General features: G+C 52.2%; 16 protein-coding genes. 9 read left to right on the top strand and 7 right to left on the bottom strand.

Annotation, left to right across the window (positions count from 1 at the left end; translation table 11 throughout):
• Positions 1 to 62: 62 nt before the first annotated feature.
• The 4 genes from KP708_RS03600 to KP708_RS03590 all read left to right on the top strand — a co-directional run bounded on the left by KP708_RS03600 (position 63) and on the right by KP708_RS03590 (position 1720).
• Positions 63 to 278, top strand: a complete 216-nt coding sequence (locus KP708_RS03600) for a hypothetical protein (RefSeq protein WP_215750425.1) — start codon at positions 63 to 65, stop codon at positions 276 to 278.
• A gap of 73 nt (positions 279 to 351) precedes the next feature.
• Positions 352 to 483, top strand: coding sequence for a hypothetical protein (locus KP708_RS15925; RefSeq protein ID WP_256445249.1), 132 nt, complete (start codon positions 352 to 354; stop codon positions 481 to 483).
• Positions 480 to 1190 (top strand): hypothetical protein, encoded by a 711-nt coding sequence (locus KP708_RS03595; protein ID WP_215750424.1) that lies wholly within the window; start codon positions 480 to 482, stop codon positions 1188 to 1190. Before KP708_RS15925 ends, KP708_RS03595 begins: the two co-directional genes overlap by 4 nt.
• A 2-nt stretch (positions 1191 to 1192) precedes the next feature.
• Entirely contained in the window at positions 1193 to 1720 is a 528-nt protein-coding gene (locus KP708_RS03590; RefSeq protein ID WP_215750423.1) for a hypothetical protein, read from the top strand.
• 248 nt (positions 1721 to 1968) lie between these two features.
• Here KP708_RS03590 and KP708_RS15990 read toward each other — a convergent pair whose 3' ends face one another.
• Positions 1969 to 3123, bottom strand: a complete 1155-nt coding sequence (locus KP708_RS15990) for a CatB-related O-acetyltransferase (RefSeq protein ID WP_305798407.1) — start codon at positions 3121 to 3123, stop codon at positions 1969 to 1971.
• A gap of 223 nt (positions 3124 to 3346) precedes the next feature.
• Here KP708_RS15990 and KP708_RS15690 point away from each other — a divergent pair, with 223 nt between their 5' ends.
• The gene (locus KP708_RS15690; protein WP_252347413.1) at positions 3347 to 3727 is read left to right on the top strand and encodes a hypothetical protein; all 381 of its coding nucleotides are present in this window, start codon (positions 3347 to 3349) and stop codon (positions 3725 to 3727) included.
• A 1196-nt stretch (positions 3728 to 4923) separates the two neighbouring features.
• Here the strand turns inward: KP708_RS15690 and KP708_RS03570 are convergent.
• Both KP708_RS03570 and KP708_RS03565 read right to left on the bottom strand, forming a co-directional pair.
• Positions 4924 to 7104, bottom strand: coding sequence for a TonB-dependent siderophore receptor (locus tag KP708_RS03570; protein WP_252347412.1), 2181 nt, complete (start codon positions 7102 to 7104; stop codon positions 4924 to 4926).
• Between the two features lie 30 nt (positions 7105 to 7134).
• A complete protein-coding gene (locus tag KP708_RS03565; RefSeq protein WP_215750421.1) occupies positions 7135 to 8265 on the bottom strand; it encodes an LLM class flavin-dependent oxidoreductase in 1131 nt (376 codons plus the stop codon).
• A 343-nt stretch (positions 8266 to 8608) separates the two neighbouring features.
• Here KP708_RS03565 and KP708_RS03560 point away from each other — a divergent pair, with 343 nt between their 5' ends.
• From KP708_RS03560 to KP708_RS03545, 4 genes are all read left to right on the top strand, one after another.
• Entirely contained in the window at positions 8609 to 11005 is a 2397-nt protein-coding gene (locus KP708_RS03560; protein ID WP_371822739.1) for a TonB-dependent receptor, read from the top strand.
• Between the two features lie 183 nt (positions 11006 to 11188).
• Complete coding sequence (locus tag KP708_RS03555) at positions 11189 to 12202, top strand: ABC transporter substrate-binding protein (RefSeq protein ID WP_215750420.1); 1014 nt, start codon at positions 11189 to 11191, stop codon at positions 12200 to 12202.
• Entirely contained in the window at positions 12199 to 13758 is a 1560-nt protein-coding gene (locus KP708_RS03550) for an FAD-binding protein (protein ID WP_215757149.1), read from the top strand. Before KP708_RS03555 ends, KP708_RS03550 begins: the two co-directional genes overlap by 4 nt.
• Positions 13755 to 14099 (top strand): ferredoxin family protein, encoded by a 345-nt coding sequence (locus KP708_RS03545; protein ID WP_215750418.1) that lies wholly within the window; start codon positions 13755 to 13757, stop codon positions 14097 to 14099. Before KP708_RS03550 ends, KP708_RS03545 begins: the two co-directional genes overlap by 4 nt.
• A 39-nt stretch (positions 14100 to 14138) precedes the next feature.
• Here KP708_RS03545 and KP708_RS03540 read toward each other — a convergent pair whose 3' ends face one another.
• From KP708_RS03540 to KP708_RS03525, 4 genes are all read right to left on the bottom strand, one after another.
• Positions 14139 to 15224 (bottom strand): LLM class flavin-dependent oxidoreductase, encoded by a 1086-nt coding sequence (locus KP708_RS03540; RefSeq protein WP_215750417.1) that lies wholly within the window; start codon positions 15222 to 15224, stop codon positions 14139 to 14141.
• Positions 15225 to 15360: 136 nt separating this feature from the next.
• Positions 15361 to 15966, bottom strand: a complete 606-nt coding sequence (locus KP708_RS03535) for a nitroreductase family protein (protein WP_215750416.1) — start codon at positions 15964 to 15966, stop codon at positions 15361 to 15363.
• Positions 15967 to 15993: 27 nt separating this feature from the next.
• Positions 15994 to 16728: an ABC transporter ATP-binding protein gene (locus KP708_RS03530; RefSeq protein ID WP_215750415.1), complete on the bottom strand. Its 735-nt coding sequence runs from the start codon at positions 16726 to 16728 to the stop codon at positions 15994 to 15996.
• Positions 16725 to 17564, bottom strand: coding sequence for an ABC transporter permease (locus tag KP708_RS03525; protein ID WP_202208242.1), 840 nt, complete (start codon positions 17562 to 17564; stop codon positions 16725 to 16727). Before KP708_RS03525 ends, KP708_RS03530 begins: the two co-directional genes overlap by 4 nt.
• Positions 17565 to 17632: the final 68 nt, after the last annotated feature.

The raw sequence follows: 17632 nt of genomic DNA, 5'->3' as shown, positions 1-17632 counted from the left end.
GAACAGACCTTCCTTCGTCGCCTCTGGGAGCGGACCGGATCAGCGCCCGGCACCGATACAGCGTGGATCGAAGTAGAGGCCGATATGGCTATGCTTTCTGCCGCTCAGGCTCAGAGTTCCGCCTCTGCGGCGTTACGCTCTCTCTTGCCCAGCAAACGCTTTTGGAGGCCCAGTCCATCCGGGCACAGGATTCCGCTATTCTCTCCGTTACGGCCCGACCACCACGTGACGGGTCACATTCAGACGAGAGCATGATCTTTGCGATCATGAAGCCCTGATGTCCGTCGTCGCGAAATCCCTTCAGCCTGGAACAACCCTGATCACCCCGAGGTTCAGGAACTGATTGGGGTTATGAAATCAGAGCATCTGTGCGCCCGGTACAGCGCGGCTCGGCTTGGCTTGGAGCGCGTCAACACAACCCCCATCACATGGCCGGACGGGACTGTCCGCAATACCGCCGATTACAGGATGAAGCGCCCATGATCCGCCATTCCGTTGCTCAGGCTGATTACTTGCCGGGGGTTTGTTTTGATATTGGGTCTGCCGTAGGAGGCGCGGCTTCTGCTGCGGGCACGGTGGCTGCTACGGCGATGCAGGTCAGTGCCGAGAAAAAAGCGCGTGAAATTGGGACCAACACGGCTAAGGAAGTCGCGCCGACGATCACAGACAGTGCAACTTCCGCCAACGCCTTGCTCGGAAACTATGCCTCTACAGGCAACTCCGCGATCAACGCGCTGTCGAATGGACTGACAGAAAGCCAGCTTCAGGCCACTCCCGGATACAAGTTCAACCTTCAGCAAGGCGAACAGGCTGCAACGAACAGCGCCGCCGCCCGAGGATTGGCAAATAGTGGGGCAGCCCAGAAGGGTGCGGCGGCTTATGCCTCCGGCCTCGCTGACAGCACGTATCAGAACCAGTTCAACGACACGAACGCACTGGCACAGGAGGGCTACAACGCCCTCAACCAGCAAGGCAACAACACCATGACGGCCGCAAACAATGCGGCTCAGGTCCGTATGGAAGGCGCGAATGGTGCCATGACAACAACCATGGGTGCGGGCAATGCGCTGGCTAATGGTCTCTCGTCTTTGGGCAATACGGCCAGTCAGTACAGCATGTACAATGCGCTTTTAAATGGCTCTGGTTCTTCTTCATCTGATCCCTTTGGCGGATCTGGAACGAGTGCTTAACCATGGCAGGTTTCAACACAAACGCCCTCATGCCGACACCGCTCACGCAGCAGACCAATCCGCTTGAGTTCGCATCTCAGGCTGTCGGTCTTCGCAATGCTCTGCTCGGTAATAAAATCCAGCAGGCGAAGTATGATGCTGACATGGCGCAGGGAAATGCTCTTCTCGGAGCCACGGGCGCAGATGGCCGCACAGATTACGCCAAGGCCCGCGCCGCAATGGCCGCTGACCCGGATGCCGCATATGGGGCCGCGCAGGCCGTGCGCGAACAGAACGCCGCGCGCGCGGACGATCTCGCTAACACGGTAGCCGGGAAAAACGCGGTCGGGGCCATGCTGTCCTACGTTGGATCAAACCCGGATCAGGCACACCTCTTCGCAGCGAAGCGCATGGGCAAAGCGATTTTCCCCGGCCAGAACGTTGACGCTGTCGTTAATCAGATCGCGCAACTGACGAACTCCATGCAGGCTCCAGGCCAGCAGGAAGCCAACCGATCTGTCTTTTCCGCGCGGTATCGGCGAATGGTGTAAGGCGTAAAGAATGCTACAGCCAACAGAACAGTGCTTATCCAATGGTCAGCGCCGTATATTCTACATGATGCAAAATGACGTCATCGTACGTAGCTACAGCGAGAAAAGCAGGTACCGGCAAAGCCTCCCCTTAGCCATGACGAGATAGAGGAAGATCATGCGGGAATTATCGCAACTCTATGCTTGTTGGACAACGTTTTTCACTATCATTGCGTTATCCAACAAGTCGAAGCTAGGTCAATAAGTCATCAGGCTAATGATATACGTACAAATTCACTTACCAAATCGATTTTCTCAGGAAGAAATTTTCCGATTTCGCCTTTAACTATTTTTTCTTTCAATTCGTCTAAGGTCCGCGGGACATCGGACCAACATGCTGGAATATCGGTAAATTTATATTCCCACCACTTGGAAGCGAGGAGACGTTCAATCAGTGCATCTGAGAAACGCATCTTAATAATTCTAGCAGGAACACCCCCAACGACTGCGTAAGGAGGAACATCCCTTGTAACCACTGCTCCGGAGGCAACAATTGCCCCTGTCCCAATCGTCACACCGTCTCTAATTGATACGCCCGAACCTATCCAAACATCATTTTCAATTCTAGCACAAATGGGATGCTCAACAGGGTAGTCTTCTATTTTAAAATCCGCTCCGAAGTCCTCTCGAGCAAGTTTTTCCCAGATATTACCATATGTAAAAGTACTTGTAGTCAAACGCTTGGACGGATGATCGTCTCCCATTCGACGAACACGCTCAGCTATGCTGCAATATCGTCCTATAACGAAGTTCTGCGCAAGTTTACTTTCGGTGTAAGAAAATGCTCCCATACTGCAAAATCCGTCTCGTGGAAGAGAAGAATAGGGCTCTACAAGAATTTTATGATCAAACCTAATACTTGATCCAAAAGGTATTACACCACGAATATTAAATCCTGGCGCCAAAAATATCCTTTTCTCAAAACAGAAATCTTCCATTTTTTTTGTCCATGATATCATTACAGGATAATGATTCACGATGTGTTCGGATTTTCTGAATACTCTTAATTCGTTACCTTCGTCATGCAACAAAAATTTTCCAGAAAGCTCTACTATAGATCCGCTTTCTATAAGAACGTCTAAAAGAATGCTTGTCTCACCAAGGTCGCTAAAAATAGCAATTTTTCCGTTTTTTATTCCCCAAGATGTTTCAATCGGGTGCTGATAACCCGTGATGGTGCCATTTTCATTAAATTTGAAAAAAGAACCGAAAATATGCCCGGATGAAGTCCCGTAAAGCCATACGGTTTCGTCGATTAATTTTTTTAGTATTCCTGCCTCGGTTTCTTTTTCTATCGCTATATCTAATTTTTCTGGATGATTTGTAGTCATTGTTTCTTCTGAGGCACCATCTGGGGTAATCATATTCTCTCCAGTATTTTATAACGATTCGTATCTTTTTCTTACAATTAAGTTTTATCATGTCATATGGAGAGGACTAGGTCTAAAAAATGAAATATGCGGCCACTTTCTTTTGGGCTTCGAGAGGGAATATCGCGAATTTTATGCTGTTCCCCTTGTACTGATTTCTGGACATCCCGAGTGCCAACGTAGCCTTGTCGTTGCCTGACTAGGTCACGTTGACAAAATGCTCAGCCCCGAGCCTTGCGGCGGCGAGGCCGAGGAAGTTCATGAACGACAGGGCAGTTTTGTCGTAGCGGATTGCGATACGGCGCATCTGCTTGTGTCTGTTGAACATCCGCTGGATGCGGTTGCGGTAATGCTACCAGTCTGCTTTCTGAGGCGGCACTTCGGCCCCTTTGCGTGGGCGACTAAATGCTTCCGTATGGGCCCCGCTTTTGCGTCTGTGGCCTATGAATGGGGCCGGCACCACCGTGCTGTCGACCGTATGCTGCCAGTCATTGGTCAACCTCAGATCAATACGGGTTTGCAACAGATCGTCTCATACGGTCCTGTCCGGCCCTACGGCAAAACCGGACATATATACACTGAGTTCCACTTGCCGTAGCGCTCATGCATGTCTCGCCACGGACAAACGACGCGCARGWCATGCAGCATMCCATTGAGAAACCGGCGGTTATCTCCCGCGGGTCATGCTCAACCGTTCGCCCTCAGGAGGCAGAAGCGGACCAATAACGTTGATCGCCTCGGGCCATACCCCTCCACTACCCTGCCTTTACTGAGGAAACCAGTGAATCAGATATTGCCTCAGACCGACAAGTCTTTTGTCAACGTGACCTAAGCTTAATCTGGTCTACACTTACAGCAATCGTACAGTTAGCCGGATTTTGTTGGCCGTGTGGTCTAAGGTGAGTGCCAGTCTTGCCATCATTCCAGAGGGCGTTTCCCCGCCTCTTTTGCGCGAATGGAAGTCGTAGAGCTTCTATTTCGCACCCTTTGGGGTGAGGCGGTGTTTTACAATCATGCACCATTCAAGGATATTCGCTGTTGCTTCCTCTGCAAATTCCGCAATGAGATACGAAGGAATTTGTTTGATACAGAACGAGATGAAGGCTGCGCCGATGAGTGCTCCAACTATTTTTTTCATATTACCTCCGATGATCTGAAGACATTTTTTCCACTTTTATTTGAGAAGAGCAATAGAATTTCCCTCGCGCTGAACTTCTGAGTTCCAGTGTGATCTCAACATGGCATGCTTCGCGTGTGGCGGGTCATAATCTGGTCAAGATCTCTCGTCATGCACCGCCCTTTGAAAGAATCAGTTATGAATGCTGTGTGGTGCGCAGCCGAAGCCAGTGAGTTGATCTCCAAGAATGCCCTTACGCCTGACTTCCTCTGACGGGTGGCGCGGTGTCGCAACTCTTTCATGCACTCGAAGGTATTTATCTTCCCCCAAAGACAGTAACCAATTTAACAAGCAGGACGGTGCTATTGGGTCAGCTTGCGTATGCAAAAATAGCGGCAGAAATCTATGAAGTGTCGGGTAGGCAAGAGAATCTTCTGGGATTGTGATGAATTACAATTGCTCGGCATTGACATTAGCACTCTCGTCTCGAGCCAGATCCTGTTGTAGCGCTCAAAAGGCAGGGCAATCAAAAGGGTTCAGGGCAACTGAAGGGGCTCTCTAAAGGCACCAGCAGCATAAATCTCCGTGGTGTCACGGATCTGGAGAGGCTTTTTCCAGCGTCTTTATGGCAGCAGGCGCCCTATCACTTCGCGATGTGTCTTCTACAAAGCCAGAACTTAGAGATCAAAGCGAGCATTAAGAGAAATTGTTCTGGGCGCTCCAGGAAATAAATTTCTGTTCCCACGGCTGAGCCAATAACGAACATTTCCTATATTTTCTACTGTCCCCCTTAAAACTACATGGTGATTGCCAATTTTTGTGCTGTAAGCGGCACCTATATTCCCCACAATATAAGACGGTAGCCGAATTGTGTTTGCCGCATCTAACCAACTCCGGGAAACGTAATTGAAGCCTGCGTTGACGCTTAGGCCTTTGATGGCTTCCAGGCGATATTCCGTATTGAATGCGGCTTGAAATGGAGCAACGGCTTCCAGTTTATGCCCTTGGTAGCCTGCGGTAGCTTGAACATATCGCGCATCCAAATACGCAATACTGCCGTTGATATTCAGATTGCGCGTTACCAACCAGGAGCCAGCGGCTTCGACCCCCTGATAGCGGGATAGTCCCTCCTGAACATAATAATTCTGGGCGTTGGTGTAAGCCGCTCCCGTGTCCATGCGGAACACTGCGAGCGTTCCATTCCATGCTTTTTTCTGTATTTTTACTCCTAGCTCATACTCGTCACTACGGATTGGTCCGAAAACCTGCATATAATTCACGTTGGAAGCCCCCGCCTGCCCTCCAGATTGCATGGCCTGCACCCAGCTAAAATAGGTGTTTATCTCCGGGGTGATTTTGTAGCTGAGAGACACCAATGGCGTGACGGGATTATTTCTGTGGGCGGCTGTTTGCTGGCCTGACGTCGAAAAGTCGTTTTCCAGATAGTTCGTATATCGCCCTCCTGCCATGAGAGACCAGCGATGATAAGTGATTGTGTCGCTCCAGAACGGAGCGACCTGCTGGTAATCAATGTAGCGATACATGCGAGGATTAAAGTTGCTTGCGCTCGTCAATGTAGGGCGATTACGGAAGATATTGCCGTATTCAACAGGATTTTTAGCGCCTGAATTGGCATCTGCATCAAACATCTGCCGCAGCCAGGTGATGCCGGCGATTACATCATGGTGGAGTGGCCCTGTCTCGAAGTGTCCCTGAGTGGTCGCATCCACCTGATGGTAAGTCAGCACACGCACCATCTCGAAAGCGCGGCTCATATAATCGCCGTTTGTTCCCGTAAACGTCAGTTGGTTGGACGGGAATTTTTCATCGAGATGGGTGTAGCCGTATGTTAGATGAGCGCTCCAGTTCCGGGAAAAATCCCAGTCGAAGCCCGTACTAAAGCGCTTCATGTCATTTGTTTTCCAGGAGTCTTTGGCGCCAAATGCCTCGCGACCGCTCATCGTCCGTACGGCTCCGACCCCGTTGGCAGATGCAATCGTATTCACCATCCCTTTCTGAAGGGTATTCAGATAGAACGTATTGAAATGCCAGTGCAGATTATTCGTAATCCGGACATTCGTTGTGAAAGACAAGGACAGATTGCGTAGGAAGCTGTCATTCACCTGGTTTCCGACTTCGCTGGCGAAAACAAATCGCGTCTGTATGCGATGGGCATTGTCGAGAGACCCTCCAACATCCAGCATCTGCCGAAACACCGCATCGGAGCGATAACCTGCTTCAAGCGTCAGCTTTCGTGTCTCAACCGGAGCTTTCAACTGATAATCAAGCACACCGCCTGGTGAGCCAAACCCGTACATGAATGCTGAAGCACCCTTGATCACCTGAATATGATCAAAATTGGCCAACGGTAGGTCAATGTACCAGTAGGGAATGGCCAGACCATCAATCTTGTAACCATTCGTCCAGTCCAGGTTGAGGCCACGAACTCTGACGCTGGACCCGGACGCCGTGGAGGAGCCGTTTGAATTCGCCTGGACCCCTGGCTCATACCGCATGACGTCATTGATATCCGAAGCCTGCATCTGTTCAATTCGATCGGCAGAGATTGTGCTGACTGAAAAAGGCGTATCGAACTCAGATCTGGTCCCGAATGCCCCCAGAGGGACTTTACGCGCCAACTTGGGCGCATGACGTGTGACATGAACCGTCACGGATTCCTGTGTCTGACTTCGAATATCATGCGGCACAGCCCGCTGTGGCGACGCACTCGCTATGGGGGGAATGGTCGAATGATTATGTATTTGTACCTGTTTCCGTAGAGCGTGATGGATCGTCGCGGCTGACGATAGATCGGGCAAAGTAACAAGCAGAAGAGCGCGCAGGCTAAAACGCCGCATGATAAGTATATCCTTGAAAGATTTAAAGTTTCAGCCTGAAGTGCGACGGAGCCTGTCTTCCTGCTCCACCAGAGATCGGACCCTGGGAATGAGATCCCGGCCATACCGAATGGCATCCGTCAGGGGGTCAAAACCCCTGATGAGAAAGGTCTCAATCCCGAGACGATAGTATTCGAGTAAACTCTGGGCGACCTGTTCCGCCGTTCCGACCAAAGACGTGGAATTCCACCGACCGCCAGTAACCTGCGTCACACCCGTCCAGAGGCGTTCGTCATGTCGTACAGATTTCGCAGCAATCGCCTGTAGTCGCCGGGACCCTTCATTTGTTGGAAGGTTGTCGGCCGTTGGGTGCGCGCCTGCGTGGTCAAGGGCTATTCCGCTTTGTGTTGGCAGAATGGTTGCCTGTCGTTTTTCAATTTGCGTCTGAATGACCGCAGCGCGCGCCCATGCTTCTTCTTCCGTATCTGCAATGATTGGACGAAACGAGATGGAGAACCGCAAGGAGCGATTATACTTCTGACCAGCCGCGCGTACTTTTCCAACGAGTTCTGCAGCACTGGCCAGGGGCTCCCCCCATAAGGCATATCCGTCGGCGAGTTCGCTTGCGACCTTGATCGCCTCCTCGGAGGCTCCACCGAAATATAAGGGGATACCGCTCGACTGGTAGGGCAGCACAGCCGAAGAGGCGCCACGCAGACGATAGAATTCTCCATCATGATCAAAAGGTGATCCCCCCGCCCATTCTCGGCGAAGAATTTTCAGATATTCCGCAGTTCGTTGATAGCGCTCTGGTTTTGACAGATGGTCTCCATCAGCTTCGAGTTCGCGATCATTCCCGCCCGTTATGATGTGGACAGCTACGCGTCCTCTACTGAGGTGATCCAATGTTGCAAACTGTCTTGCGGCCAATGTGGGGGCTGTAAAACCCGGACGATGCGCAATGAGCATCCCCAACCTGGATGTTACGGATGCTGCATGTTGGGCAATCAGAACGCTATCAGGAGAGGTCGAATGGAACGCAACCAATGCTCTGTCAAAACCGGCACGCTCATGAAGCAACGCCGTGGCAGCAATGTATGTGGGATCAACAGCAGACCCAGGAAGGTCCAGAGTTTCTGTCTGTTCACGCGCACTGACGTAACCAATGAATTCGACAGGCATAAACCACTCCATTTGAAAGTGATTTTATTTTAATTACTTTTTATTTTCATAAATCTTAAAAATGGAAACCTTAGTCCTGAAGATATGAAATGTTTCCACGTTCCATGTCAGCCTTGTTGGACCCACAAAATGCGACAATGGAATATTTCGAATAAAAAACTATAAGATAAGGATATTAAATATTTTTGTTTATAATATTGCAGTTTAGAAGTACAAAATTAAATCAATTAATCAGAAAAAAGCAACACATTTAAATAAATCTACATTTTAATTGTATGCTTATCGACAGGATAAGAAATAGAATTTCAGGGACAGTATTGCGTTTTGTAGGTGTTTCTGAGGCATGCCTTTTCTTTCTGAAAAAAAACTTTTTTTTCCTGCTACAGGTAGGAATTCGCTGCCTTCCCTTTTGGGGACAACATGCGGCATCGCAGCATTCATGGGCGTCATTATCCACCAGGCTCATGCTGCGACCACCCCTTCCCGATCGCTCCATACGACACAGCACCCAGCCTCGTCATCGCGGGACACGCATCAAAAACAGCGGCTCTCGCCCACTCGTCCAGCGATAGTGCAAGCCAAAGGCTTAGGTGAATCGTTTTCAGTTCACGGGCGATCTTACGCCGCGCGACGAGCCGCAGCCCTGCAAAAGACGCCACAATCGGCAAGTTTGCTGACTGCATCACAGCTCGAACGATTGGGCGTTCAGAATACCAAGCAACTCGCCCGACTCACACCCAATCTTTATATTCCGAACAACATGCCAGGCTACGCAGTTCTGAATTACTTTATTCGAGGCATTGGTGAGATTGATCCACAAGGTGAACCCTCAGTTGGCACCTATCTCGACGGGGTCTACCTTCCTCGAAACATGGGCAACATGCAGGAACTTCTTGATGTGGCTGACATCGAAGTAGACCGTGGTCCTGTCGTATTTTCCGGACATCAGTCGGAGGGGGGAGCTGTCAGGATCAATACCCTCGTTCCCACCAATCAGAGGCGCTTCGTCGCGCAGACTGGATATGGAACCTATAACGAATACCAGATTGGTGTTGCAGCCAGTGGTGCTCTCGTAAAAGACAAAGTCTATGGCAGCATAGCATTTGGCCGTCATGCCCGAGGTGGGATCGATCATAACTATACGGTCGGGAAAGACACCAATAACATCGATTATACCCAGGCCCGCGGGAAGCTACGCTTCACGCCGAACGAGGATCTGGACATTACCCTTGCTTTCGATGGCACAATAGATGGCAGCACCAACAAGGGTGTCGGAAACCTTCTGAACCCTTATATCTACGGGAATTATAACCAGCTTTTTCCGAAAAATAACTACAGTGAAGCTGGTTTCATCGGGAACGTGAGATATACGCTTTCCCCACATCTGAAACTCTATTCCATCACGGGTATCAGAGGATACGACGACAAAGGAATTTACGACAACACTGGCGATTATTATTCCCGGACATCCCAGCCTCTTTATTACAAGGATAGAATGTATTCTCAGGAGCTGAAGCTTCACGGAGATTACGGCAAGGTTGATTTTAATGTCGGCGCATACTTTATGTATGAAGACTGGTTCACTCAACGCTGGGCCAATAATTCTTCGGGAACGGCAACCAATGATCCGGCGAAGATCCGTTATGCACCAGTTTATGCCGTCATTGATCAGGTCACACGAAACTGGGCGCTTTATGGGGAAGCGAATTACCATATCACGCGTGCCCTGACCTTCACTGCCGGGCTGCGCTTTAACTGGGAGAACCATTCAAATTCTGAGACTTTGAATTATCTGGCGCCAGGTCCTTCGCACCAGTCAACGCCGGCCAACCAGCTTTCCTATATTCTCTGGGGAGTGCCGGGTGATCTGGCCTGGCAGGTTTCAGATCGTAAAAGCTGGGTCCAACTTCTCCCGAAAGGCACGCTGACTTATCAGGTTCGTCCAAACCTGATGACATATGCTTCCATCTCTCAGGGTGGGAAATCAGCAGGATATGATTTTCGGGCACAGAGCCCAACGGCGTCCGGAAGCCTTCAGGCCTCCACACCCTATAATCCGGAGATCGTTACAACCTACGAAGTGGGCCTTAAAAGTGATCCCCTGCCCGGTCGCGTCCATTTCAATGGGGCTCTCTTCTGGAACCAGTTTGACGACATCCAGCTAACCACCACAGATCCATCAAATGGGCTTGCGCGGCGTTTTAATGCAGGAAAGGGTCATTCCGTAGGCGCCGAAGCAGAGACTTTTGTCCAGATTACCCGCGATCTGGATCTGCATTACACAGCGTCTTACCTTTATTCTGCGTTAGATAAATTCCGTGGGCGCGTTAGCCGGACAGTTCTTGCTAGCGGTCAAGTCTATAACAATACGCCGTATGCAGGCGCTCCCCTCCCTTTCTCCCCACGGTTCCAGACGATGGGATCTCTAACCTATAAAATTCCGGTTCGGCTGCCCGGAGTATTCCGGATTGGCGCGGATGTTTCATTCCAGACTGCGCTTTACACCAGTTCTCAAACCAATCCGCAGAACCGTCTGACGCCGCAGACTTATGTAAACGCCATGGCAAGCTGGACCAGCCCTGACAAGCGCTGGTTCCTGCAGGCTACTGCCCGAAATCTGCTTGATCGGCGGTATCTGCAAAGCACAACGTTTGTTCAGGGAGGGGGCGTGCCCGTTTATGAATCGGCACAGTTCGCTGACCCAAGAACAATCTATGTGACTGCGAAGTTTACCCTCTAGCAGAAATAACCCTACCTAAAAATCTTGGTTCAGGAGGTTTGTAGGTGGGGGAAAATATCTTTATTCAGAATAATAAAATGCATTGATTAATTTTTATCATTGGAAATTTAATCAATGCATTTTTATGTTTGGTTTAAATAATAATTTCAACGTGCAAAAGCAATAATATTTAGGTGTGATTTCATGCCCCTGTCTCCGTCTGCCGTAAAGCGTCGTAGTTTTCTTGGCCTCGCATCTGCTGCTGCTGCTGCGGGTTCGAGACTGTTGCCCCAGGGGCTGGCGGCTCAGACAGAAGACATCTCCCACATTACGCTGAGAGCGGCCACGTTCCGCGGGGCGGACCAGACGCTTCTTAAAGAAACGAGACTTGATGACTTTCCCTACAAGGTCAGTTTCAGCGAGTTTAATTCAGGAAACATCATTGCTCAGGCCATTAATGCCGATGCCTTGGATATCGGCGGCTGGAGCGAAATTCCGATGGTCTTTGCGGCCACATCCGGAGCACGGATTTCCATCGTTGCAACGCTGGAGGGGCCGACAACCGATCAGGTCCTGCTTGTTCCGACACAGTCGACTGCGAAATCAATCGAGGACCTTAAAGGCAAGAGAATTGGCTATATCAAGGCCACAACAGCCCATTACTTTCTGATCCGGATGCTGGAACAGCATGGTCTTTCCTGGCACGATATCACGCCTGTCGCGCTCAGCATCAGCGAAGGGCTAACGGCCATGAAATCAGGCAGCCTCGATGGATGGGCAACATATGGATATGCCATTCAGATGCTGGAATCTGACGGAACGGCTCGCATCCTGCAAAGTGCTGCTGACATTCTTTCAGGCCATTATTTCATTGGTGCCAATCCGCTCCGTCTGAAAGATCAGGCCTTCCGCGTCGCTGCTGCAGATTATCTTGGGCGGCTCAACAAGGCTTATTCCATCTTAAGTCACGATAAGCCGCGCTGGGCGCGCGCTGTATCACCCGTAATACAGGTGCCTGAACCTCTGGTGTTGAACTATCTGCAAAACCAGAACCGACCCTATCATCTGCGCTCCTGGCATAAAAACGACATTACCTCGGCGCAGGAGATAGCAAACACCTTTGTCAGAACCGGTTTCCTTCCCCCTGGAACAGATCCCGCGCCAATCTTCTCTCCTGTTCTCTCTGACGCGCTGGATCGCCAGAGTTCCCGTCTGTGAAGTTCTCGTCGTCTCTTCGGCTGGAGGCAGACGTTCTGATTATCGGTGGCGGGCTGGCAGGATGCTGGGCGGCTATTACCGCAGCTCAGACGGGCGCCAGAGTTGTTGTTGCTGAAAAAGGATATTGTGGAACTGCAGGGGTAGCAGCCTCTGCTGGCCCGGGGCACTGGTTCATCCCCCCTGACGGAACTCTTCGCCGCGATGCCATTGCCCGGCGCCTTGAAACCGCAAAGGGGCTGGGCGACGCGGACTGGATGGAAACCATTATTGACCGGACATTCCGAACCCTGCCCACCATTGCCAGCCATTATCGCTATACGCAGGATGATAACGGGAAAATCAGATACCATGCCCTGCGTGGCCCGGAATATCTTCGCGCTCTTCGCCAGAAGGCGCTGGATTGTGGTGTCACTGTACTGGATCATAGCCCTGCCCTGGCCCTGCTTCGCCATGGGGATACCAGTMTCGCGGGCGCTACGGGGGTATCTCTGAAATCAGGACATGATCAATGGATCGTCCGCTCTGGTGCTACCATTCTGGCAACTGGAGGGTGTGCTTTCCGGTCCCACCTTCTGGGGAGTGCAAACAATACCGGAGACGGGCTTCTGATGGCCGCTGATGCTGGGGCCTGTTTCTCCGGAATGGAATTTTCGGCCTTTTTCACGATCGTTCCGGCCAACACGACAATGGCCCGAACCATGATCTATAGTTTTGCGCGATATTATGATGCTGCCGGTCATGAACTTGAACGACCGCCTGGCTCACACGACAATAGCTTTCTCGCCAGAGCTTTGAAAAAGGGGCAGGTCTTCTGTGATCTCTCGGGCGTCCCAGAGGACATTCGCAGACAGCTGCCGCAGATTTCTCCAAATGTGCCGATAACTTTTCAGCGCCTTGGAATAGATCCTTTTTCCCAAAAATTCCCCGTTTCTCTGGTGGGTGAAGGAACAATTCGCGGCGTCGGCGGCATCCGCGTCATGGACAGGCACAGTGGCTGTGGGGTTCCGGGGCTCTATGTCGCTGGCGATGTAGCTTCGCGAGAACCTGTAACTGGGGCCATATCAGGAGGTGGTGCCGTCAATGCGGCCTGGGCCCTGTCTTCCGGTTGCATCGCAGCAGAGGCTGCTGTTGCTTACACACGCAGGCAGCGACGCTCCCTGAAAGAGCCCGTCACACTGCCAGAATACGAAGCCATTGCCGGGGATTCCACGGCCGTCGAACACGCTGTTCAGCGTGAAATGCTGTCTCCAAATAAACAGTATTTCCGAACAGCATCATCCCTGAAACAGTCGTCTCAGGCACTGGAAGACGCGTGGGAGCGTCTGTCGCTTGGCGATGTCCATCAGGCAGGAGCGCGCGCACGGCTTCGACATCAGGAATTGAAGGCCCTCACGGCGGTTGCGCGCTGGTGTACGGCAAGCGCTCTGGCCCGGAAGGAAAGCCGGGGACTTCACTATCGCTGTGATGCTGAAAGTGTAGCCATGCCCGCCCATATTCTGAGCGGCGGCCTTGCAAAACCGTGGACCCGCTCGGTCCCAGCGAAAGTACCCTCATGATTGAACTGATTGTTGAGACCCGTTGCACGGCCTGCAATATCTGTGTGGAGGTCTGCCCACGCGATGTTTTAAGCCCTCGCGAAGGACAGCCGCCCATCATTGCCTATCAGGCAGACTGCCAGACCTGTTTCCTGTGCGAGCTTTACTGCAAAACAGACGCCATTTACGTTCATCCAGACGCCACCCAGGCGCATCCACAGGATGCGGAGATGCTGGAAGCATCAGGCCTGCTTGGGGAGTATCGCCGGAATTCCGGCTGGGATGAGTGGTCAGATTATGAAGAGCTGAGAAATCAGCACTGGCGTATGGAAGACGTCTTTCGACGTGCCAGATCACCCTGAGACCCATTGAGGGGAGACAAAGGTCTCCCCTTTTATTTTTTATCCGGCAGCGCGTGATGGCTGCGCTTCAAGAGCAGCAATTTTCTCCCGGACAAGCGGAATAAGATCACGACCGTAACGTCGCGCATCTTCCAGCGGCTCAAATCCCCGGATCAGGAAGTTGTCGATACCCAGCTTGTAATATTCCACCAGAGCGTCTGCGACCTGTTCAGGCGTCCCAACCAGCCCGGTCGAATTTCCGGCAGCGCCGGTCAGGCTGGCAACACCCGTCCAGAGACGTTCATCCCGCCGGCGAGTAGTCGCCGTTTCTAGCAAGCGGCGTGAACCATCATTCGGCGGTTGATGACCTGTGACGGGCAATCCAGACTGCTCTCGGGCCGCACGCACAAGATTTTCGACCTCCTCTGCCCGCTTCCATGCAGCGTCTTCCGTATCCGCGATAATTGGACGCAGAGAGAGGGAAAAACCAATTGTTCGACCATGGCGGGCAGCAGAAGACCGTACACGACTGACGATCTCGCGGGTTGCGTCCAACGTTTCCCCCCACGTTGCATAAACGTCAGCATGTTTCCCCGCGACATCCAGAGCTTCAGCAGAAGTGCCACCGAAGAAAACCGGAAGATTCTGCGGGTGGATGGAACTCTGTGCCTGCCGAATATGGTAGAAACGCCCGTCATGATCGAACGGTGTGGAAGCACTCCATTCCTGCTTCAGAATATCGAGATATTCGTCGCTGCGGACATAACGTTCTGCCTTGGTTGTACCGACGTCCCCGTCGCGGGCCATTTCAGTATCTGCGCCCCCGGTGATGATATGGACGGCCACACGGCCCTGCGAAAGCTGATCAAGCGTTGCGAGCTGCCGAGCGGCAAGTGTTGGCTGCGTAAAGCCAGGGCGATGTGCGACCAGAAAACCCAGCCGGCTGGTTAAAGCCGCTCCATAAGCGGCCACAAGCTGACTCTCGGGAGAATTGGAGCCAAACGGAATCAGGACGCGGTCAAAGCCGCCCTCTTCCTGAACCTGCAAGGCTTCGCGAACGTAGGAAAGGTCCAGCGCGCGATCGCGCACGCCTGCATGAATTTCAGATCTATTATTGAAACCAATATAACCGATGAAGTTAACCATAACGCTTCTCCACTTGCATTATCTCTTCATCGTAAAATAAAAATATTCGAAATAATCGTGATTTCGGAAAAGGATATTCATTAGAAAAACTGGACGAAAGCGCCCTCCCTAAAGAAGGAAAGGCGCGGTCTTTGTCTTACTGACCGTCAGGGCTGAAACGTCCTTCAAAAGCGACTTTCTCAAGCGGCAGGCGATCGGAAGGCTGTTCACGCTGACGGAGCCCTTCCGGCAGGGCGGCGGCATCGGCCTGACGGCCAATCACAAGAGCTGCATGCACCTCATAATCCTCCGGAAGTTCCAGTCCTGCCTGAGTCAGATCGTGGTCGAAGCCACTGATCGGATGAACGGCCCATCCCGCCTGTGAGGCCTGAAGCTGTATGAGAACAGAAGCGGCACCGGCATCAAAAGCATGCGTCGGCACCGGAGAAGGTTCACCTGTTCTATCAGAGATGGTGATTGTTCTGGACACTATGTAAATGATCGCTGAGGCATTTTCGGCCCAGCTTCGGTTGAACGGGATCAGCCATGACAGGAACCGTTCCCAGTCCGGCGTGTTCCGGCGTGCGTGAATGAAGCGCCAGGGCTGGAGATTGTAAGCTGAAGGTGCCCAACGTCCCGCATCCAGAAAAACTTGCAGGTCTTTCGGATCAATTTCCTCAGGCTGAAAGGCCCGTGGAGACCAGCGATTGAGAATAACCGGCAGGATAGAAGACTCCGGAGCACGGTCAGGGGCAGTCGTCATGGAATTGGCCTTATCAGAAATACGGACTTATGCAGCATGCACGCCCAGCGCATTGAGTAACAGACTACGCAGCCCCTCGAACGCTGGATCAGAGTGTCGTCTAGGACGCGGTATGGTAATGGGAACATCTACGCGAATGCGCCCGCGTTCAAGCACCACAGCCCGGTCGGCAAGCAGAAGAGCTTCGTCCACGTCGTGGGTTACGAGCAAAACCGCACACCTGTGTTTTTTCCAGAGATCTGCGACAAGGTGCTGCATCTTTAGCCGCGTTAGAGCATCCAGAGCTGCGAATGGCTCATCCAGCATTAGAAATGCGGGCTCTCTCACGAGGGCACGGGCAAGCGCCGCACGCTGTGCTTCGCCGCCGGAGAGCGTGAGCGGCCACGCATTGCTTCGATGAGCCAGGCCTACTTCTTCCAAAACGGCGTCCGCACGCTGTCGGATGCATTTGTCTTCCTGCCCCAGCACAACATTCTTCCACACGCGTTTCCAGGGAAGAAGCCGATGCTCCTGGAACACGACTGAAACGTCACGTGGTCTGGTCACAGCTCCGTCTGTCACGGGGTCAAGTCCGGCCAGCGTTCTCAACAACGTGGACTTCCCAGAACCGCTATGCCCCAGCAGAGCAACAAACTCACCAGGAGCAATCGCCAGATCCAGTCCATCCAGAACAGGAGGGCCATTGTTGAACCGTCGCGTCAGTTGCTCCACAATCACTGCTGTACCGCGATCAGCTTTCGAATACGCTTGTGCGTGTGTCATGCCGTACGCCCTTTCCGTCCATCGGGCCGCCAGGCCAGCAGGGTGCTTTCCAGAAAGCGCACGATCTGGTCCGATATCAGGCCGAGCACACCGTAAACCAGTAGCCCCACAAGAATGATGTCCGTGCGCAGAAAGTCCTGAGCGTCCATCATCATGTGTCCAATGCCACTTTCCGCATTCACCTGCTCGGCCACCACAAGCATCAGCCAGGAGACCCCCACGGCATACCGCAGTCCGGTCAGGAAATCAGGCAATGCCCCGGGAAGGAAGACATCCCTGATCGTCTGCCACCGTGACAGGCCAAGCGTGGACGACATTTCCACGAGTTTCGGATCAATGGACCGAATACCCTTATGCAGGTTCAGATAGATCGGGAACGTCGCCCCGAGGGCAACAAGCAGGATCTTGGGTGTTTCGCCAATGCCGAACCATAGGATGAACAATGGAACGAGCGCCAGAGCGGGCAACGTCCGCAAAATCTGCAGGGGGGCATCAACAACGTCTTCCCCGACACGGGACAGCCCCGAAACAAGCGCTAAAGCCACGCCAACGCTGATGGCAATGCCCAGACCGCTTCCTGCCCGCAAAAGCGAAACGCCAAGATTGAAAGGAAGCGTCCCGTCACGCACCAGCGTCCAGCCTGTTACCGCAATCTGGATCGGAGATGCGACCAGTCGTGTTGAAAGAAACCCAAGGGAGCATGCGACCTGCCAGAGGCAGACCAGCACAAGAGGAGATGCAAAGCGCCTTATGGAAACAAGCCTCCGCAAACTCAGAGCCTTTCTCTTGGTTTCGGCAGTCTTGTACGTTCCAGTCAGTGTGATGGTATCTGACATCGGGCGTCCTCTCACAGGCAGCAATGGATGGATATTTTTCCCTATTCTACATGTATGTGTCAGGTTAA

It is taken from the genome of Gluconobacter sp. P5H9_a (genome assembly GCF_018812085.1).
Taxonomy (GTDB): domain Bacteria; phylum Pseudomonadota; class Alphaproteobacteria; order Acetobacterales; family Acetobacteraceae; genus Gluconobacter.
Note: the sequence above shows the minus strand (reverse complement) of the source record. Positions and strands in the feature narration are given on the sequence as shown.